The organism is Stenotrophomonas sp. 22LJNL06-5-1, assembly GCF_056861455.1.
Map to the genome: position 1 here is coordinate 1,197,767 of NZ_JBSPUE010000001.1, position 18,075 is coordinate 1,215,841.

Sequence of the window (18,075 nt, forward strand, 5' to 3'; positions counted from 1 at the left end):
TTCCTCATGAGCATGAAGCAGCAGCTCACCGAAGACATGAAGGCCGCCATGAAGGCGGGCGAGAAGCACAAGCTGGGCGTGATCCGCCTGATCAACGCCGCCATCAAGCAGCGCGAAGTGGACGAGCGCATCGAGCTGGATGACACCGCCGTGATTGCCGTGCTCGACAAGATGGTCAAGCAGCGCAAGGACTCGGTCAGCCAGTTCGAAGCCGCCAACCGCGAAGACCTGGCCGAGATCGAGCGCGCCGAGATCGTGGTCATCGAAGCCTACCTGCCGGCCAAGATGGGCGAAGCCGAGATCGTGGCCGCCATCCAGGCCGCCATCGCCGAGACCGGTGCTTCTGGCCCGGCCGACATGGGCAAGCTGATGGGTGCGCTGAAGCCCAAGCTCGCCGGCCAGGCCGACATGGGCCTGGTCTCCAAGCTGGTCAAGCAGCTGCTGGCGTAAGCCATTGCCGGGGTCGGATCCCTTTCGCATCGCGGAAGGGCTCTGACCCCATTGATGCACCCGCTTCACCGCACCTTCGACCCCCGGCTGTTACAACACCCTCATGGTCGAGCAACCGCACTCCCCCGCCGACACGCGCCCCCACGGCATTCCCGCACGGCTTCGCCACTACGCTGACCGCCTGCAGGACAGCTTCCCGATGGCGGTAGCCAAGCGCTTCGTCGAAATCGACGTGCTGACCCAGGCCGCTTCGGTCTCCTTCTACGCCCTGCTGTCGATGGCACCGCTGCTGGTGCTGCTGCTGTGGCTGACTGCCTCGCTGTACCCACCGGCGCAGCAGACGCTGATCAGCCAGATCGGTTCGGTGGCCGGCAGCAGCGTGGCCAGCGTCGCCGACACCGTGCTGCACAACGCCAACAGCCAGCCCAGCGTCGGTTCGCTGGCCGGGCTGTGGAGCACGCTGCTGCTGTTCGTCGGCGCCACCGCCGTGTTCGCCCAGCTGCAGAACGCGCTGAACCGGATCTTCCACACCAGCGGCCAGCGTCTGGAAGGCATCAAGGCCTGGCTGCGCAAACGCGTATTCTCGTTCGGCGTGGTGCTGGCACTGGGCTTCCTGCTGATCCTGTCGATGACTGCCACCACGGCGCTGCAGGTGGTGTTCGCGCAGCTGCCCTCGGTACTGCCGGCAATCGGCTACCTGACCTCGCTGCTGCTGTACACGCTGGCCTTCGCCTTCCTCTACCACTACCTGCCGGACCGCCGCGTGGCCTGGCGCCAGGCCTTCATCGGCGGCGCCATCACCTCGGTGCTGTTCACCCTCGGCCGCTACGGGATTGGCGTCTACATCGCCACCGTGGCCCCGGGCAGCGCCTACGGTTCGATGGGCGCGCTGGTGATCTCCCTGGTCTGGATCTACTACGCCACCGCGGTGTTCTTCGTCGGCGCGCTGATGACCGCGGTGATCGACGAGCGCCTGCATGCACGGGCGCAGCTGGCCAAGGCCGGGGTCGAGGCCGAACAGGTCAGTCCCGACGCCGCCAGCGAGTAAACTAGGGGAACCTGCCGCCCCTGCTGCGCGCCCTGGCGGCCGCGCCCCGTTCTGTTGCCCATGGCCCGTATCCCCGACGCTTTCATCGACGATCTGCTCGCCCGCTCCGACATCGTCGAGGTGGTGGGCAGCCGCGTGCCGTTGAAGCGACAGGGCAAGGAATATGCAGCGCGCTGCCCGTTCCATGACGAGCGCTCGGCCTCGTTCACGGTCTCGCCCACCAAGCAGTTCTATCACTGCTTCGGTTGCGGCGCGCACGGCACCGCCATCAGCTTCCTGATGAACTACGACCGCCTCGAGTTCCTCGACGCGGTGGATGAACTGGCCAAGCGCGCGGGCATGGAAGTGCCCCGCAGCGAGAACCCGCGCAGCCCGCAGCAGCAGGACGACAGCCGCGAGCTGTATTCGGCGCTTGAGGCGGCCACGAAGTTCTTCCAGAGCAACCTGCAGGGCAGCGAAAAGGCACGCAGCTACCTGGATGGCCGTGGCGTGGACGAAGAGAACCGCGCACGCTTCCAGATCGGCTACGCGCCGGATGGCTACAGCGGCCTGCGCGATGCGCTGGGCAAGGACGAGCGGCGCATGAAGCTGCTCGACCGCGCCGGCCTGTTCTCCAAGAACGACCGCGGTCACGTCTACGACAAGTTCCGCGACCGGGTGATGTTCCCGATCTTCGACCGCCGTGGCCGGGTGATCGCCTTCGGCGGCCGCGTGTTCGAGAAGGACGACGGCCCCAAGTACCTCAACTCGCCGGAGACCGCGCTGTTCCACAAGGGCCGCGAACTGTACGGCCTGTGGCAGGTGCGCCAGGCCAACCAGAAGATCGAGCGGTTGATCGTGGTCGAGGGCTACATGGACGTGGTCTCGCTGTTCCAGTTCGGGGTCACCCAGGCGGTGGCAACGCTGGGTACCGCAACCACGCCGGACCATGCCGAGCTGCTGTTCCGCAACGCGCCGGATGTGTTCTTCTGCTTCGACGGCGACGCCGCCGGCCGCCGCGCCGGCTGGAAGGCGCTGGAGTCGGTGCTGCCGCGCATGAAGGATGGCCGCCAGGCCTTCTTCCTGTTCCTGCCCGATGGCGAGGACCCGGATACCATCGTGCGCAAGGAAGGCGCCGAGGCCTTCAACGAGCGCCTGAAGCAGGCCACGCCGCTGTCGCAGTTCTTCTTCGACGAACTCACCCGCGAGATCAACCTGGGCACGCTGGACGGCAAGGCGCGCCTGGCCGAGCGGGCCAAGCCGATGCTGGCGCAGATTCCCGACGGTGCCTTCGGCGACCTGATGAAGCAGCAGCTGGCGCAGCTGACCGGCCTCGGCGGCAACGCCCAGGCTGCGCGCGCGCCGATGCCGCAACGCCAGCCGGCACGCACTATTCAACCGGTGGCCAAGCGCAGCCTGGTGCGCGGCGCGATCGCCGTGCTGCTGCAGCAGCCATCGCTGGCACTGACCCTGGGTGGCAAGCACCACTTCCAGGGCCTGCGCCTGCCCGGCGTGGAGCTGCTGCTGGAGCTGCTGGACCTGGTCGAGCAACGCCCGGACATCAGCACCGGCGCCCTGCTGGAGCACTTCGACGGACGTGAGGAACAGGCGTCACTGCACACGCTGGCCGCACAGACGATGCCCGGCGACGACGCGATGTGGACCCAGGAACTGCACGATGCCGTGGCCCAGCTGGAGAAACAGCTGCTGGTGCAACGTCTGGAGGAGTTGTTGGCAAAGCAGCGCCAACAGGGTCTGGACGATACTGACAAATACGAACTGCGCGAGCTGCTGAAGGCCCGTGCCGGACTGCGCCTGTAGCGGCAGAACGTTTTCACGGAGAGGACCATGCTGCTGCGCCTGACCTGCCTGCTGTTGTTGTCGCTCTGCCTGCCGCTGACGGCCCTGGCCGAAGACGTGCCCCTCAACGAAGTCCGCCCTGGCCTGTATGCCGGTGGCCAACCCAGCGCCGCACAGCTGCAGGCCCTGGCCGCGCAGGGCGTGCGCACGGTGATCGACCTGCGCCAGCCCGGCGAGGATCGTGGCTTCGATGAAATCCGCGCGGCCGAATCGTTGGGGCTGCGCTATGTACGCATTCCGGTGGCCGGCGCCGAGGGCCTGGATGCGGCCAATGTGCGCGCCGTGCACCAGGCCCTGCAGCAGAGCCAGGGGCCGGTGCTGCTGCACTGCGCGTCCGGCAACCGCGCCGGTGCCGTGCTCGGCCTGGTCAACGCACGCTACGAACACGCCAGCCCGGAACAGGCACTGCAGCTGGGCCAACGTGCCGGCCTGAAGTCGCTGGAAGCCGCCACCCGCCAGCGCCTGGCCACACCGGTCACCTCGCCCTGAACCCTCCGCACCAAGGACTCTGCCCACCATGACCCGCTGGTGGTCGCGCCTGCGACCGGACAACTTCACCCTCGCCCTGCTGTGCACCGTCGGCCTGGCTTCGCTGCTGCCGATGAAGGGCGCCGCCGCCATCGTCCTCGATGATGTCACCACCGTCGCCATCGCCGCGCTGTTCTTCCTGCATGGTGCACGCCTGCCGCGCGAGTCGATCATCGGCGGCATGCTGCACTGGCGGCTGCACCTGACCATCCTGGCCTGCACCTTCATCCTGTTCCCGCTGCTGGGGCTGATGTTCAAGCCGCTGTCGGGCTGGCTGCTGACCCCGGAGCTGTACCTGGGCGTGCTGTTCCTGTGCACCCTGCCCTCGACCGTGCAGTCGTCCATCGCCTTCACCTCGATGGCGCATGGCAACGTACCGGCAGCGGTGTGCAGTGCCTCGCTGTCGAGCATCCTCGGCGTGTTCCTGACCCCGCTGCTGCTGACCGCACTGGCCGGCACCTCCGGCGGCGTGCACGATCCGCTGCACGCGATCGGCGGCATCATGCTGCAGCTGCTGGTGCCGTTCGTGGCCGGCCATCTGCTGCGGCCGTGGATCGCCGGCTGGGTGGAGAAGCAGCGTGCGCTGCTGCGCTACACCGACCAGGGCACGATCCTGCTGGTGGTGTACTCGGCCTTCGGCGAGGCGGTCACCGAGGGCCTGTGGAGCAAGACACCGCTGCTGTCGCTGCTGGCCGTGGCGGTGGTCGCCGCCGTGCTGCTCGGCATCGCCATGCCGCTGATCACCTTCATTGCCCGTCGCCTGCGCTTCAACCGCGAGGACGAGATCGCCATCGTGTTCTGCGGCTCGAAGAAGAGCCTGGCCACCGGCGTGCCGATCGCCAAGGTGCTGTTCGCCGGCGGCAGCCTGGGTGCGATCGTGCTGCCGGTGATGATCTACCACCAGATCCAGCTGATCGTCTGCGGCGTGATCGCGCAGCGGTATGCGCGGCGCAAGCCCTGACAGGGCGCGCGGGTTGTTCCGGGTAAACCATCCACGCATGGCGTGGATCTACTCCAAACCACGGATGGCGTGAAACAACAGTAGATCCACGCCATGCGTGGATGGGTTGCCTGACGCTACGGATCCACCAGCGTGCCGACGCTCAGCTCCGGCATCCACACCCACAGGTCGTACGGCCGTTCCGCATGGGTATCGACCCGCGGCCGCGGGGCCACCTGCTCTGGAAGTGGCCGCGCCATGCAACGGTCCGCGCATCCCCACGCCTGACCACGCTGCGCGCCCAACCGTACGCTGTAGATATCCAGGTCCCGCAGCTGCGACGCCATCGGGTGCATCTGCATTTCCGGCGGCATACCTTGCGGGCGCTGCAGCATGGCGTGGACATTGCCGGTCAGCACGACCATGCGTGCGCCATCGGGCAGGCGCCGGTACACGCGCCGTAGTTCGGCGGCCATGCGGTCATCGCGGGCCTGGCTGCCGCCGTCACTGTGATTGACGTCGTAGCCAACCACCTCGATCGCGCGGCCCTGCGCCTTCAGCACGCGCAGGCCTTCGATCATCGCCAGCATGTCGCGGCTGCGGCGGCCATCGTGCTGGTCATCGCGCACCGTCCAGAACGCGCGGCCGTGCAGGTGCTGGCGTGCCGCGGCCCCGCCATCGGATTCCAGATAGTCGTGCAGCGCACGGTTCTCTGCACGTGGCAGTTCCAGCGCCAGCAGGACCGGGCCGTTGCGGCTGTAGTCCTCCACCAGTTGGCGTACCAGCAGCGGGGTCTCGCGGGTGCCGTGGAATTCGCCCAGTACCAGCAGGCGATGGTCACCGGCGTGCTGGCGGATCTGCGCAACGGTGTCGTCGGCATGCGCATTGAGGGCCATGCCGAGCGCCAGCAGCAGCGCGCTGGTCCAGCGGAAGATCGAATGCATCCCTGCGCCTTCCTTTCCTTGAGGTCAGGAACAGCAATGGCGACGCAGCTGGCGCAGATCAAGTGTGGAGCCGAGCCCATGCTCGGCTGCGTCTCCGATCAGCCCTCAGCCGAGCATGGCTCGGCTCTACATTGGACTGGCGCCTTGGATGAGGTCACAACCAGGGCAGGATCCAGTGGTCCACCAGCAGGAAGGCGAACAGCGCCATCAGGTAGACGATGGAGTAATAGAACATCTTCATCGAGAACAGCTCGTCCGGCGGGTCCAGCATGCGCCAGGCGTACCAGAGGAACACCGCGTTGAGCACGATCGCGCCGCCCAGATAGAACGCACCGCTCATGCCCACCAGGTACGGCAGCAGGCAGACCAGCGCCAGCACCACCGAATACACCATGATCTGCTTGCGGGTGTGCACCACGCCGTGGGTCACCGGCAGCATCGGGATCTCCGCCTTGGCGTAGTCCTCGCGGCGGAAGATCGCCAGCGCCCAGAAGTGCGGCGGCGTCCAGATGAAGATGATCAGCACCAGCAGCGACGAGTACGCCCAGTCCGACGAACCCTGCATGCCGGTCACCGCGGCCCAGCCCAGCATCGGTGGCATCGCACCGGCCAGGCCACCGATGACGATGTTCTGCGAGGTCGCACGCTTGAGGTACACGGTGTAGATCACCGCGTAGCCGATCAGCGAGGCGAAGGTCAGCACCGCGGTGATCAGGTTCACCCACAGCACCAGGATGACCATCGACAACACGATCAGCACGCCAGCGAACACCAGCACCTGCCACGGCTTGACCTTGCCCACCACCAGCGGACGCCACGAGGTGCGCGCCATCTGCGCATCGATGTGCGCGTCCAGCAACTGGTTGATCGCGGCTGCGGCCGAGGCCGCCAGCCAGATGCCGAGGAAACCGAGCACGCCGGCGCGCACCTGCTCCCAGCTGGGCACGCCCGGAATGGCCAGGACCATGCCGACCAGGGCGGTGAAGACAATGAGGGCGACGACCTTGGGCTTGGTCAGGTCCCAGTACTGGCGGTAATTGGAAAACATGGAATCAGTCCGGGGCACGCAGGCGGGCCAGCAGGCTGACCAGCACGAACAACAGGGCAACGGCCACGCCGTTGTGGGCCACCGCCACTTCCAGCGGCAGCGCCAGCTTCACATTGAGGATGCCGAGGGTGACCTGCAGCACCAGCAGCGCCATCAGCGCGCTGGCCCAGCCACGCATGCTCGGCAACCGGAACAGGCGCACGCCCAGCCACAGCAGGTAGACAGCCACCACTACCGCGAACAGGCGGTGCGCCATCTGGATGGCGATACGCGAGGCGCCATCCAGCACGCCGCCCTCGTAATCCACGCCGATGCCACGCCACAGGGTGAAGCCTTCGACGAAGTTGTGCTGCGGCCACCACTGGTTGGCGCAGCGCGGGAAGTTGTCCAGCGAGGCGCTGCCGCCGCCGCAGGCCAGCGCCGCGTAGTTGGCACTGACCCAGCCCCCCAGTGCGATCTGGGTGACCAGCACCGCCACACCGATGCGCAGCAGCCACTTCAGCTTCGGCGCTTCGGCCAGGGTGATCGGCATGTGCGTCGCGCGCCAGGCCATCCACACCAGCAGGCCGAACATCAGCATGCCGCCCAGCAGATGGCCCATCACCACGATGGGTTTGAGCAGCAAGGTCACCGTCCACATGCCCAGCAGGGCCTGGAAGATCACCACCGCCAGGGTCAGCAATGCAGCGCGCGCCAGGTCGATGTTGCTCCAGCGCAGCGCGGCGATCAGCAGGATCGCCTCGCCGATCAACGCCAGCACGCTGGCCGTGCCATGCCAGCCCATCATGTACAGCGGGATGCCGGCAGCCACCAGCACGCAGGCGGTCACTACCGCCGTGCTTCCGAATCGCCGCTTGCGCGTGGCCAGCAGCGCCAGGGTCAGGATCTCGATGCCCAGCGCGCCGGCCAGGAAGCGGTGCACCTGCTCACGCCAGGCCTTGTGGGTTTCCAGCGGGCGGATCTCCGCCGCCGGGTGGCCGATGGTCTCTTCCACGTGCTGCGGCCAGGTGGCCTGGCCATAGCAGGTCGGCCAGTCCGGGCAGCTCAGGCCGGCATCGGACAGGCGCACGAAGGCGCCGAACATGATCGTGCTCGCGGTCATGATCATGGCGAACCACGCCAGGCGGTGGAAATTGCGGTGCAGCGCCGGACGCGCGGAAAGGCTCATCAAACGGGACTCACTTCAGTTTCAGCAACGTGGCCATGTCCTTGCGCAGGCCACCCAGGTCGGTGCCCGGGGCATGACGCATGATCACGAAGCCGTTCGGATCGATCACGTAGACCGGCAGGCCAGCCGGATCGTCGACGCCGGGCAGGGCCGCGCGCAGTGCTGGCGACGGAGCCAGCGGCCGCAGCGCGGGCAGCGAGGCGATCGACGCCGGTGGCGTTCCCAGCCACAGGATTTCGACATTATCGGCGTTATGGCCGAACAGCTGCCACACCTTGCCCAGTCCCTGCGACAAAGTGACGCACTGTGCGTCGCAGGCACCGGCCGGCGCCACCAGCAGGCGCCAGGTACGGGCCTCGGGGTTCCAGGCGTAGGGCTGGCCGCTGGCCAGGGTCGGCACCTGCTGGCGCAGGTCCACCGGCGGCTTCAGCAGCTGGCCAGCATTGCGGTGCCCGGTCGGCTGCCAGCCGGAGAAGCGCAGCACGGCGGCCAGCGCCATCGCACCGAAGAACACGGCAAACAGCAGCACCAGGGTCCGGCGGCCGGAGCCGCGCGCCTGCGGGGACGTAGCAGTGTTCATGCGGGGCATTTTCTCATGGTTGGGTGAGGGATGCGGGTGTGACGCCGCGGTAGTGCCGGCCGCTGGCCGGCATCCAGTAATGCGGGGGTTGCCGGCCAGCGGCCGGCACTACCGGGCAGCACGTCGCCTGCGCCGCTCCAGCACCAGCACGACCACCAGCACGGTCAGGGCCAGCCCGAACCACTGCACGGCGTAGCCCAGGTGACGCTGCGGCGGCAGTGTGTTCGGTAGCAGGTCCAGGTCGCGCTCATCGCCGAAGGGCAGTGCCGGGTCCAGACGCAGGACGCGGTCGGGCAATGCCTGCAGCCCCAGCGCGCGTGCCAGCCCCTCGGCCGGCAACCGGCTTGCCAGCCAGCGCCCGGCCTCACCGGTGGTGGAGAACGCCGGGCCCAGTGCCAGCCCCGCTGACGGCGGCGGCGCCAGCAGCCCACGTACGGCCACCGGTGAAGGCGGCGCCGGCACATCCGGCAACGTGCGATCCGGCGGCAGCGCACGCCAGCCCAGATCGACCAGCAGCACGCTGCCATCGTCACTGCGGAACGGGCGATAGATCTTCACCCCGGCGCGGCCATGCCGGGTCTGGTTGTCGAGCAGCACCACGCCGGGCAGGAAGCGGCCGTGGTCGGCCACGCCGTGCAAGGCGCCGGGCGTCGCCAGGGCCTGCGACAACGGAAGCGCCTGCGCCACAGCTGGACCTTGTGCATCCAACATTGCCTGTTTGGCATGCATGCGCTGCAGCTGCCACAGCCCCAATGCGGTGAAAGCAGCCATTGCCAGCACCGCCAGCAGCCATCCGATCACGCGCGTGTGCTGGCGCATCATGACAAGTCCGCGCAAACGCGGTCAGATAGGCGCATCCACCCTGCCCTCGAGCCGCGCATGAGTGATTCGCTGAAGACCCTGCTGGTAATCGCGTTTCTGATCGTCATCGTCTGGAATCTGGGCGCCGGCCTCTATTACCTGCTGGTCGACCGCGGCCAGACCAAGCGCACGGTCAACGCACTGACGCGCCGCATCGCGGTGTCGGTGGCCTTGATCGTACTGGTGATCGTGAGCATCTACATGGGCTGGATCAAGCCGCACGGCATCGGCGGCTGAGGCCACCGATGCGTGCGTGATCAAAGCACGTAGACGAACATGAAGAGCATCAGCCACACCACGTCGACGAAGTGCCAGTACCACGCGGCGGCTTCGAAACCGAAATGGTTGTCGCGGGTGAAGTGTCCCTTCGCCGAACGCAGCCACATCACGATCAGCATGATCGTGCCCAGCAGCACGTGCGCGCCGTGGAAGCCGGTCAGCATGAAGAAGGTCGAGCCGTAGATGCCCGAGCCCAGCGTCAGGTTCAGTTCCTTGTAGGCGTGGATGTACTCCTCCGCCTGCAGGGTCAGGAAGCCGAGGCCGAGCACCACGGTCAGGCCCAGCCAGATCAGCAGCTGGCGGCGGTTGCCGGCCTTCAATGCGTGGTGGGCGATGGTCAGGGTCACGCCGGAGGTCAGCAGGATCAGCGTGTTGATCAGCGGCAGGCCCCAGGCCGGGATGGTCTGGAACGCGCCACCGATCGCCGCCGGGCCGTTGGTCGGCCATCCGGCGGAATAGCCCTGCCAGAGCAGCTCGTTGGTCATCACCCCGCGACCTTCGCCACTGAGCCACGACAGGCCCAGGTTGCGGGTGTAGAACAGCGCACCGAAGAAGGCGCCGAAGAACATCACTTCGGAGAAGATGAACCAGATCATCCCCATCCGGAATGAGCCATCGACCTGGTGGTTGTAGTTGCCCGCCTGCGACTCGCGCACCACGTCGCTGAACCACCAGAACAGGGTCAGCACCAGCATCGCGATGCCGATGTAGAACGTCCAGCGCCCCCAGCTGGCATCGTTGAGCCAGCTGGCCACGCCCACCATGGTCACCATCATCGCGATGGAACCCACGAATGGCCATTTGCTCTGGGCCGGGACGAAGTACACGTTGGCGTCGGTCGGTGTCTGGGCCATGTCGGTATCCGGGTCAGGGTGCGGCGTGCGCGCCTTCCGAGGTGGCGGCCGGGGCCAGCCGATCGGACAGCGCGTCGTTGCGATAGAAGGTGTAGGACAAGGTGATCGTCTTGATCTCCGGCGGCAGGTCCGGATCGACGATGAAGCGCACCGGCATGTCGCGCTTCTCGCCAGCCTGCAGCGTCTGCGCGGTGAAACAGAAACATTCGGTCTTGCTGAAGAAGCCCGACGCACGCGCCGGCGCCACCGAAGGCACCGCGCTGCCGACCACCGCCTGCTGGCTGTCGTTGCGGGCGAAGTACAGCGCTTCGTTGAGTTCGCCGGGCACCACGTCCATGGTCAACTGCTCGGGATGGAACGACCAGGGCAGGCGCGAATTGACGCCGCCATCGAACTCCACGCGCACGGTGCGCTTGCCGGTGGCGGCGCCGGTACTGGCCTCGCTGCCGGGGCCGCGTTCCAGGCGTACACCGAACACCTTTTCGCAGGCGATGCGGTACAGCGGCACCAGCGAGAACGTGAGCAGGAACACCGCCACCGCCACACCGATCAGGCGCGGCAGCCCCGCACTGCGAGACGGCGTGCTGGCTGGCGCCTCGCTCATCGGCCGATCACCCCGCTGAGGATGAAGCCGACGTAGACCAGCACGGCGATGGCGCCGACCCACATCGCCGTGCGCCTGGCGCGCTGGCGCTGCTGCTCGATGCTTCCGCCCTGGTAGAGCCGACCGTTGGTCGGCTGCTTTTCATTGTTGTGGAGCCGAGCCATGCTCGGCTGCTCCACGTCAGCCGAGCATGGCTCGGCTCTACAGGTCTGCAGCGGGCTCTCGTTATGCATGTCCCACCTCAATGCGTGATGTCGTCATGCGCCAGATCGCCCGGACGGATGGTCGGCGGCGTGGTGAAGGTGTGCGCCGGTGCCGGCGACGGCAGCGTCCACTCCAGGCCGCGCGCACCCTCCCAGGAACGGGCCTCGGCCTTCTCGCCGTTGCGCAGCGAGGACAGCAGGATCGCGGCCATCATGAACGGCGTGGCGAACATGCCGAACGCACCGATCGAGCTGATCAGGTTCCAGTCGGCGAAGGCCACGCTGTAATCGGGAATACGGCGCGGCATGCCGGCCAGGCCGAGGAAGTGCTGCGGGAAGAACAGCAGGTTGACGAACACGATCGACCACCAGAAGTGCACCTTGGCCCACTTCTCGCTGTACATGCGCCCGGTCCACTTCGGCCACCAGTAGTACACCGCTGCGATCAGCGCGAACACCGCACCGGTCACCAGCACGTAGTGGAAGTGGGCGACCACGAAGTAGGTGTCGTGGTACTGGAAGTCGGCCGCCACGATGGCCAGCATCAGGCCGGAGAAGCCACCGATGGTGAACAGGATGACGAAGGCCACCGACCACAGCATCGGTGCCTCGAACGTCAGCGAGCCACGCCACATGGTGCTGACCCAGTTGAACACCTTCACCCCGGTCGGGATCGAGATCAGCATGGTGGCGAACATGAAGTAGATCTCGCCGCCCAGCGGCATGCCCACGGTGAACATGTGGTGGGCCCAGACGATGAACGACAGGAAGGCGATCGCGGCGGTGGCGTACACCATCGCCTGGTAGCCGAACAGCGGCTTGCGGCTGAAGGTCGGGATGATCTCGCTGACCACGCCGAAGGCGGGCAGGATCATGATGTAGACCTCGGGATGGCCGAAGAACCAGAAGATGTGCTGGTACATGACCGGGTCACCGCCACCGGCGGCGTTGAAGAAGCTGGTACCGAAGAACTTGTCGGTCAGCAGCATGGTCACCGCACCGGCCAGCACCGGCATCACCGCGATCAGCAGGAAGGCGGTGATCAGCCAGGCCCAGCAGAAGATCGGCATCTTCAGCAGATCGATGCCCGGCGCACGCATGTTGAGCACGGTGGCGATGATGTTGATCGCGCCCATGATCGAACTGATGCCGGCCACGTGGATGGCGAACACGCTGAAGGCGACGTTGTAGCCGCCCTGCAACGACAGCGGCGGGTACAGCGTCCAGCCACCGGCCGGTGCACCGCCAGGCAGGAACAGGGTCAGCAGCAGCAGGCTGAAGGCCACCGGCAGCAACCAGAACGACCAGTTGTTCATACGCGGCAGCGCCATGTCCGGCGCGCCGATCTGCAGCGGGATCATCCAGTTGGCCAGGCCGACGAAGGCCGGCATCACCCCGCCGAAGATCATCACCAGCGCATGCACGGTGGTCATCTGGTTGAAGAACTCGGGCTTGACGAACTGCAGGCCCGGCTGCGCCAGTTCAGCGCGGATCACCACGCTCATCGCCGCACCGATGATGAACATGATGAAGCTGAAACCCAGGTACAGCGTGCCGATGTCCTTGTGGTTGGTCGAGAAGAACCAACGCTCGAAGAAGCTCTGGTGGTGATGGTGATCGTCGTGCCCAACTGCCGAGTGCGCCATTGCAAAACACCTCTCAGAATCGGTTGTCACCGCGGCCGCGAACAGCCGCGGGCTTTACATCACGCTCCGCTGGCCGCGGTGGCAGGCGCGCTGCCCGCTTCTGCAGCAGCAGGCGCAGCCGGTGCCTCGCCCGTCGGTGCAGTCGGTGCAGTCGGTGCAGCCGGTTCGGCAGGTGCCGCAGGCGTTGCCGGCTCAGCCGGCGGCGCGGGCTTGCGCTGCGCCAGCCACTGCTTGAACTCTTCCTTGGACACCGCCTCGACCACGATCGGCATGAAGCCATGGTCCTTGCCGCACAGCTCGGCGCACTGGCCGCGGTAGACACCCGGCTGCTCGATGCTGGTCCAGGCTTCGTTGATGAAGCCGGGGATGGCGTCCTGCTTCCAGCCCAGCGCCGGTACCCACCAGGCGTGGATCACGTCGTCGGAGGTGATGACGAAACGCACCTTGGTATCGACCGGCAGCACCAGGCGGTTGTCGACATCCAGCAGGTAGTGCGGATGGCTCTCGCGGGTCGGTACGACGCCGCTCTGCCGCACGCGGTCGGACTCGCGGTCCAGGCGGCTGGTGAAGGTGACGTTCTCGCCGAGGTATTCGTACTTCCACATCCACTGGTAGCCGGTGACCTTGACCGTCATCTCGGCATCTCGGGTGTCGTACATCTTGATCAGGTTGGCCGTGGCCGGCCATGCCATCACGATCAGGATGATCACCGGGATCACCGTCCAGATCACCTCGGCCTTGGTGTTGTGGCTGAAGGTGGCTGCGACCGCGCCCTTGGATTTTCGGAACTTGAACATGGCGTAGGCCATCGCACCGAACACGATGACGCCGATCACCGTGCAGATGATCAACGACAGATTGTTCGATTCCCAGGCCAGGCGCGAGGTCTGGGTCACCCCCTTGCCCATGTTCAGCTGCCACGGCTTGGGATCGGCCGCCTGGGCCCAGGCCAACGCCGGCATCAGTCCCCCGGTCGCCAGCACTGCGGCAACCGCGTTCACGCACTTCGTGCCCCACCTGCTGCTTTGCTTCATTGCCTAGACCCTTAGCGTCGTCGGTTGCCGCCATCGCTGGCGGCGAGCAAGCTTTCAAGTGTCTCTGCGAGCGTCTGACGTTCGGCCGGCGCGAGGAAACTCCCCACCTCCACCTGCCGGCCGCTGGATGCCAGCCGGACCCTCTCATCGTCGGTGAGCAGGCGCACCCAGTGGGGGTGGGCCCGGAACACCGGCGATCCACCGGGTACGGGGATGACCTCCACGTACGCCGGCACTACCCGGATCTCCTCCTGCCGTTCACCGCTGCGCCACAAGGCACGCAGCGCCGCCGCCAGCACCAGGCTGTACAGCAGCGCGAACAGGGGGGCGAATGCATTGCCGGCCAACCACCCGAGGGCGGACACCAGCCACATCGCACCCGACAACACGGTGAACAACAGGACGAACTGCCGGGCATCGAGCGCCCGTGGGGGACGCAGCCGCAGCTGCGTACCTGACCCATCCGGAGCTGGAAGCACCTCGATCATGTCGCAACCGCGTTCCTGCCGCGGGAAACGTCTCGATGGTAGCCCCGCCCTCTCGCCGGTAGCAAGGGTGCATTCACACTTTTTCCCATGCTGCAACACAGCATGAGGTCGGCGACACAAATGACGAATTCAGCACAATCACTGAAGAGCTTGCTGAACACGCTGAACCCACCGCAGCTAGGGGCTATCAGCACTTCACGAAGGTGGCTGCGGGGCACTTCCGCAAGCCGCAAAAATGATTAAAATCGCCAAGTTTTCCACTGGCCGGACCGGCATGAACGCACCTTCCTCCTCCCCTGCCGCCAGCGACGCTCCGCGTCCCGGCGCGCTGCTGTCGCCGGAACTGCCGGCGCCCCCCAACCCGTTCCGCCAGGCCATCACCGATGGCTGGCTGAAGGACGAGGCCAGCCACGTGCGCGAGCTGCTGGCGCAGGCCCGCCTGCCCGCCGAAGAACAGGCCAAGGTGCAGGCGCTGGCCGCCGACCTGGTCGGCCGCGTGCGCGTGCGTGCCAAGGACCAAGGCGCGATCGAGGCCTTCATGCGCCAGTACGACCTGGGCAGCGAGGAAGGCGTGCTGCTGATGTGCGTGGCCGAGGCGCTGCTGCGCATTCCGGACCAGGACACCGCCGACAAGCTGATCCGCGACAAGCTGGCCGATGCCGACTGGGAAAAGCACCTGGGCGGCAGCGACTCGGTGCTGGTCAACGCCTCCACCTGGGGCCTGATGCTGACCGGCAAGCTGGTGCAGATGAACGACGCCACCCGCGCCGATGCGCCCAGCGCGTTCAAGCGCCTGGTAGGCCGCGTCGGTGAGCCGGTGGTACGCCTGGCCGTGCGCCAGGCGATGAAGATCATGGGCCACCAGTTCGTCATGGGCCGCACCATCAGCGAAGCGCTGTCGCGCTCGCACAAGGGCGACAACGCGAACTACCGCTACTCGTTCGACATGCTGGGCGAAGGCGCGCTGACCATGAAGGACGCGCTGCGCTACCTGGAAGACTACCGTCGTGCGATCCACGCCATCGGCGGCGATCACAAGGCACGCGGCGGCCGTCCGGACGGCGACGTCAACAACGCCCCGGGCATCTCGATCAAGCTGTCGGCGCTGTACCCGCGCTACGAGCATGCCAAGCGCGAGCGCGTGCTGACCGACCTGGTGCCGGGCGTGCTGGAACTGGCTCAGCTGGCCAAGAGCTACGGCATCGGCTGCACCGTCGACGCCGAAGAGTCCGACCGCCTGGAACTGTCGCTGGACATCATCGAGCAGGTGTTCTCCGACGCCTCGCTGGCTGGCTGGGATGGCTTCGGCGTGGTCGTGCAGGCCTACCAGAAGCGCACCCCGTACACGATCGACCACCTGGCCGACATGGCGCGCCGCGCCGGTCGCCGCCTGCAGGTGCGCCTGGTCAAGGGCGCGTACTGGGACGCCGAGATCAAGCGCGCGCAGATCGAAGGCTATCCGGGCTACCCGGTGTTCACCCGCAAGCAGAACACCGACGTGTCCTACCTGGCCTGCGCCAAGCGCCTGTTCACCCATGCCGACGCGATCTACCCGATGTTCGCCACGCACAACGCGCACACCATCGCCGCGGTGCGCAGCATCGCCAACGGCGGCGTGTACGAGCACCAGAAGCTGCACGGCATGGGCGACGACCTGTACGCCGAAGTGGTGCCGGCCGACCGCTTGAACCTGCCCTGCCGCGTGTATGCGCCGGTCGGTTCGCATGAAGACCTGCTGCCGTACCTGGTGCGTCGCCTGCTGGAAAACGGCGCCAACTCCAGCTTCGTCAACCGCATCACCGACGAGCGCGTGCCGATCGCCGACCTGGTCCGCGATCCGGTCGAGATGGTGTCCTCGTTCGAATCGATTCCGCATCCCAAGATCCCGCTGCCAGTTGACCTGCTGCGCAGCCAGAACCACGACAGGAAGAACTCCATGGGCGCCAACCTCGCCAACGACAACGAACTGCGCGCCCTGGCCGAGCAGATCAACGCGGCTGTGAAGCCCTGGCAGGCCGCCCCGCTGGTGCCGGGTGCCAACCCGGCCGGCGCCGCGCTGCCGGTGACCAACCCGGCCGACACCCGCGAAGTGGTTGGCCAGTGGCTGGCCGCCGATGCCGCCACCGTGCAGAAGGCGCTGGCCAATGCCGTGGCCGCGCAGCCGGCCTGGAACCGCACCCCGGCCGCCAGCCGCGCCGCCATCCTCGAGCACGCCGCCGACCAGCTGGAAGCGCGCATGCCGGAGTTCATGGCGCTGTGCGTGAAGGAAGCCGGCAAGAGCCTGCCCGACAGCATCGCCGAAGTGCGCGAGGCCGTGGATTTCCTGCGCTACTACGCCAAGCAGGCGCGCGAGCAGTTCAGCCACGCCGAGAAGCTGCCGAGCCCGACCGGTGAGTCCAACGAGCTGCAGCTGCACGGCCGTGGCGTGTTCGTCTGCATCAGCCCGTGGAACTTCCCGCTGGCGATCTTCCTGGGCCAGGTGGCCGCTGCACTCGCCGCCGGCAACAGCGTCATCGCCAAGCCGGCCGAGCAGACCAACCTGATCGGCTACTACGCGGTGAAGCTGCTGCACGACGCCGGTGTGCCGGCCGAGGTGGTGCAGTTCCTGCCGGGCGACGGTGCCACCGTCGGTGCCGCGCTCACTGCGGACCCGCGCGTGGCCGGCGTGGCCTTCACCGGCTCCACCGACACCGCGCGTGCGATCAACCGCACGATGGCCGCACGTGACGCCGCCATCGGCGTGCTGATTGCCGAGACCGGTGGCCAGAACGCCTTCATCGCCGACTCCTCGGCACTGCCGGAACAGCTGGTCAAGGACGCGATCGGTTCGGCCTTCACCTCCGCCGGCCAGCGTTGCTCGGCCGCGCGCGTGCTGTTCGTGCAGGACGACATCGCCGACAAGGTGATGACCATGCTGGCCGGTGCGATGAAGGAATTGAAGGTCGGCAACCCCGGCCTGCTGTCCACCGACGTCGGCCCGGTGATCGACGCCGATGCGCTGAAGATCCTGCAGGACCACGCTGAGCGCATGGACCGCGAAGCGCGCCTGATCGCCGCGGCCGAACTGTCCACCGAAGCCGCCAATGGCACCTTCTTCGCACCGCGCGCGTACGAACTGAAGGACCTTGGCCAGCTGCAGAAGGAAGTGTTCGGTCCTGTGCTGCACGTGATCCGCTGGAAGGGCGACCAGCTCGACGCGGTGATCGACCAGATCAATGCCACCGGCTACGGCCTGACCCTGGGCGTGCATTCGCGCATCGACGAGACCGTTGATCGCATCAGCAACGGCGTCCACGTCGGCAACGTCTACGTCAACCGCAACCAGATCGGCGCGGTGGTCGGCGTGCAGCCGTTCGGCGGCCAGGGTCTGTCCGGCACCGGCCCGAAGGCCGGCGGCCCGCACTACCTGCTGCGCTTTGCCACCGAAAAGACGGTGACGGTGAACACCACCGCCGCAGGTGGCAACGCCTCGCTGCTGACCCTGGGCGACTGATCGCCCGGTTGATGCGGTAAACGAAAAACCCCGCGAAAGCGGGGTTTTTTTGTGCCTCTGCTTCCCGT

Annotated in this window: 18 protein-coding genes; 7 read left to right on the forward strand and 11 right to left on the reverse strand. The window is 66.8% G+C overall.

What is annotated here, in order from left to right; all coding sequences use genetic code 11:
• The first annotated feature begins 6 nt into the window (after positions 1-6).
• The 5 genes from AC13GF_RS05565 (at position 7) to AC13GF_RS05585 (ending at position 4,826) form a co-directional block, all read left to right on the forward strand.
• On the forward strand, positions 7-450 hold the full coding sequence (locus AC13GF_RS05565) for a GatB/YqeY domain-containing protein (RefSeq protein ID WP_049435052.1): 444 nt from the start codon (positions 7-9) through the stop codon (positions 448-450).
• A gap of 103 nt (positions 451-553) precedes the next feature.
• Positions 554-1,498 (forward strand): YihY/virulence factor BrkB family protein, encoded by a 945-nt coding sequence (locus AC13GF_RS05570; protein ID WP_483003651.1) that lies wholly within the window; start codon positions 554-556, stop codon positions 1,496-1,498.
• A 60-nt stretch (positions 1,499-1,558) separates the two neighbouring features.
• A complete protein-coding gene (dnaG, locus tag AC13GF_RS05575; RefSeq protein ID WP_483003653.1) occupies positions 1,559-3,298 on the forward strand; it encodes a DNA primase in 1,740 nt (579 codons plus the stop codon).
• Between the two features lie 27 nt (positions 3,299-3,325).
• The gene (locus AC13GF_RS05580; protein WP_483003655.1) at positions 3,326-3,826 is read left to right on the forward strand and encodes a protein tyrosine phosphatase family protein; all 501 of its coding nucleotides are present in this window, start codon (positions 3,326-3,328) and stop codon (positions 3,824-3,826) included.
• Positions 3,827-3,854: 28 nt separating this feature from the next.
• Entirely contained in the window at positions 3,855-4,826 is a 972-nt protein-coding gene (locus AC13GF_RS05585; protein ID WP_483003656.1) for a bile acid:sodium symporter family protein, read from the forward strand.
• A gap of 116 nt (positions 4,827-4,942) precedes the next feature.
• On the opposite strand, the gene AC13GF_RS05590 is transcribed toward AC13GF_RS05585, so the two are convergent.
• The 5 genes from AC13GF_RS05590 to AC13GF_RS05610 form a co-directional block, all read right to left on the reverse strand.
• Positions 4,943-5,749: a calcium-binding protein gene (locus tag AC13GF_RS05590; RefSeq protein WP_483003657.1), complete on the reverse strand. Its 807-nt coding sequence runs from the start codon at positions 5,747-5,749 to the stop codon at positions 4,943-4,945.
• A 154-nt stretch (positions 5,750-5,903) separates the two neighbouring features.
• Positions 5,904-6,797 (reverse strand): heme o synthase, encoded by an 894-nt coding sequence (gene cyoE, locus AC13GF_RS05595; RefSeq protein WP_057503633.1) that lies wholly within the window; start codon positions 6,795-6,797, stop codon positions 5,904-5,906.
• A 4-nt stretch (positions 6,798-6,801) separates the two neighbouring features.
• Positions 6,802-7,965 (reverse strand): COX15/CtaA family protein, encoded by a 1,164-nt coding sequence (locus tag AC13GF_RS05600; protein WP_295554888.1) that lies wholly within the window; start codon positions 7,963-7,965, stop codon positions 6,802-6,804.
• A 10-nt stretch (positions 7,966-7,975) separates the two neighbouring features.
• The gene (locus AC13GF_RS05605) at positions 7,976-8,545 is read right to left on the reverse strand and encodes a hypothetical protein (protein ID WP_483003659.1); all 570 of its coding nucleotides are present in this window, start codon (positions 8,543-8,545) and stop codon (positions 7,976-7,978) included.
• Between the two features lie 108 nt (positions 8,546-8,653).
• Positions 8,654-9,367, reverse strand: a complete 714-nt coding sequence (locus AC13GF_RS05610; protein WP_483003660.1) for an SURF1 family protein — start codon at positions 9,365-9,367, stop codon at positions 8,654-8,656.
• A 57-nt stretch (positions 9,368-9,424) separates the two neighbouring features.
• Here AC13GF_RS05610 and AC13GF_RS05615 point away from each other — a divergent pair, with 57 nt between their 5' ends.
• Positions 9,425-9,643, forward strand: coding sequence for a twin transmembrane helix small protein (locus AC13GF_RS05615; protein WP_008264755.1), 219 nt, complete (start codon positions 9,425-9,427; stop codon positions 9,641-9,643).
• 20 nt (positions 9,644-9,663) lie between these two features.
• Here AC13GF_RS05615 and AC13GF_RS05620 read toward each other — a convergent pair whose 3' ends face one another.
• Genes AC13GF_RS05620 through AC13GF_RS05645 form a run of 6 tightly spaced genes read right to left on the reverse strand, consistent with a single transcriptional unit; the run spans position 9,664 to position 14,514 of the window.
• Complete coding sequence (locus AC13GF_RS05620) at positions 9,664-10,539, reverse strand: cytochrome c oxidase subunit 3 (RefSeq protein ID WP_005412024.1); 876 nt, start codon at positions 10,537-10,539, stop codon at positions 9,664-9,666.
• A 13-nt stretch (positions 10,540-10,552) separates the two neighbouring features.
• Positions 10,553-11,143: a cytochrome c oxidase assembly protein gene (locus AC13GF_RS05625; RefSeq protein WP_005407792.1), complete on the reverse strand. Its 591-nt coding sequence runs from the start codon at positions 11,141-11,143 to the stop codon at positions 10,553-10,555.
• Complete coding sequence (locus AC13GF_RS05630; protein WP_483003661.1) at positions 11,140-11,376, reverse strand: hypothetical protein; 237 nt, start codon at positions 11,374-11,376, stop codon at positions 11,140-11,142. The genes AC13GF_RS05625 and AC13GF_RS05630 overlap by 4 nt, the downstream gene beginning before the upstream one ends.
• An 8-nt stretch (positions 11,377-11,384) precedes the next feature.
• Entirely contained in the window at positions 11,385-12,992 is a 1,608-nt protein-coding gene (gene ctaD / locus AC13GF_RS05635; RefSeq protein WP_057497455.1) for a cytochrome c oxidase subunit I, read from the reverse strand.
• 59 nt (positions 12,993-13,051) lie between these two features.
• Positions 13,052-14,026 carry a cytochrome c oxidase subunit II gene (gene coxB / locus AC13GF_RS05640; RefSeq protein ID WP_483003663.1) on the reverse strand — a complete coding sequence of 325 codons (975 nt, stop codon included), beginning with the start codon at positions 14,024-14,026 and terminating at the stop codon, positions 13,052-13,054.
• An 11-nt stretch (positions 14,027-14,037) separates the two neighbouring features.
• Positions 14,038-14,514: a DUF2244 domain-containing protein gene (locus tag AC13GF_RS05645; protein ID WP_004153894.1), complete on the reverse strand. Its 477-nt coding sequence runs from the start codon at positions 14,512-14,514 to the stop codon at positions 14,038-14,040.
• A 274-nt stretch (positions 14,515-14,788) separates the two neighbouring features.
• Here AC13GF_RS05645 and putA point away from each other — a divergent pair, with 274 nt between their 5' ends.
• Positions 14,789-18,007 carry a bifunctional proline dehydrogenase/L-glutamate gamma-semialdehyde dehydrogenase PutA gene (gene putA / locus AC13GF_RS05650; RefSeq protein ID WP_483003664.1) on the forward strand — a complete coding sequence of 1,073 codons (3,219 nt, stop codon included), beginning with the start codon at positions 14,789-14,791 and terminating at the stop codon, positions 18,005-18,007.
• Positions 18,008-18,075 lie beyond the last annotated feature (68 nt).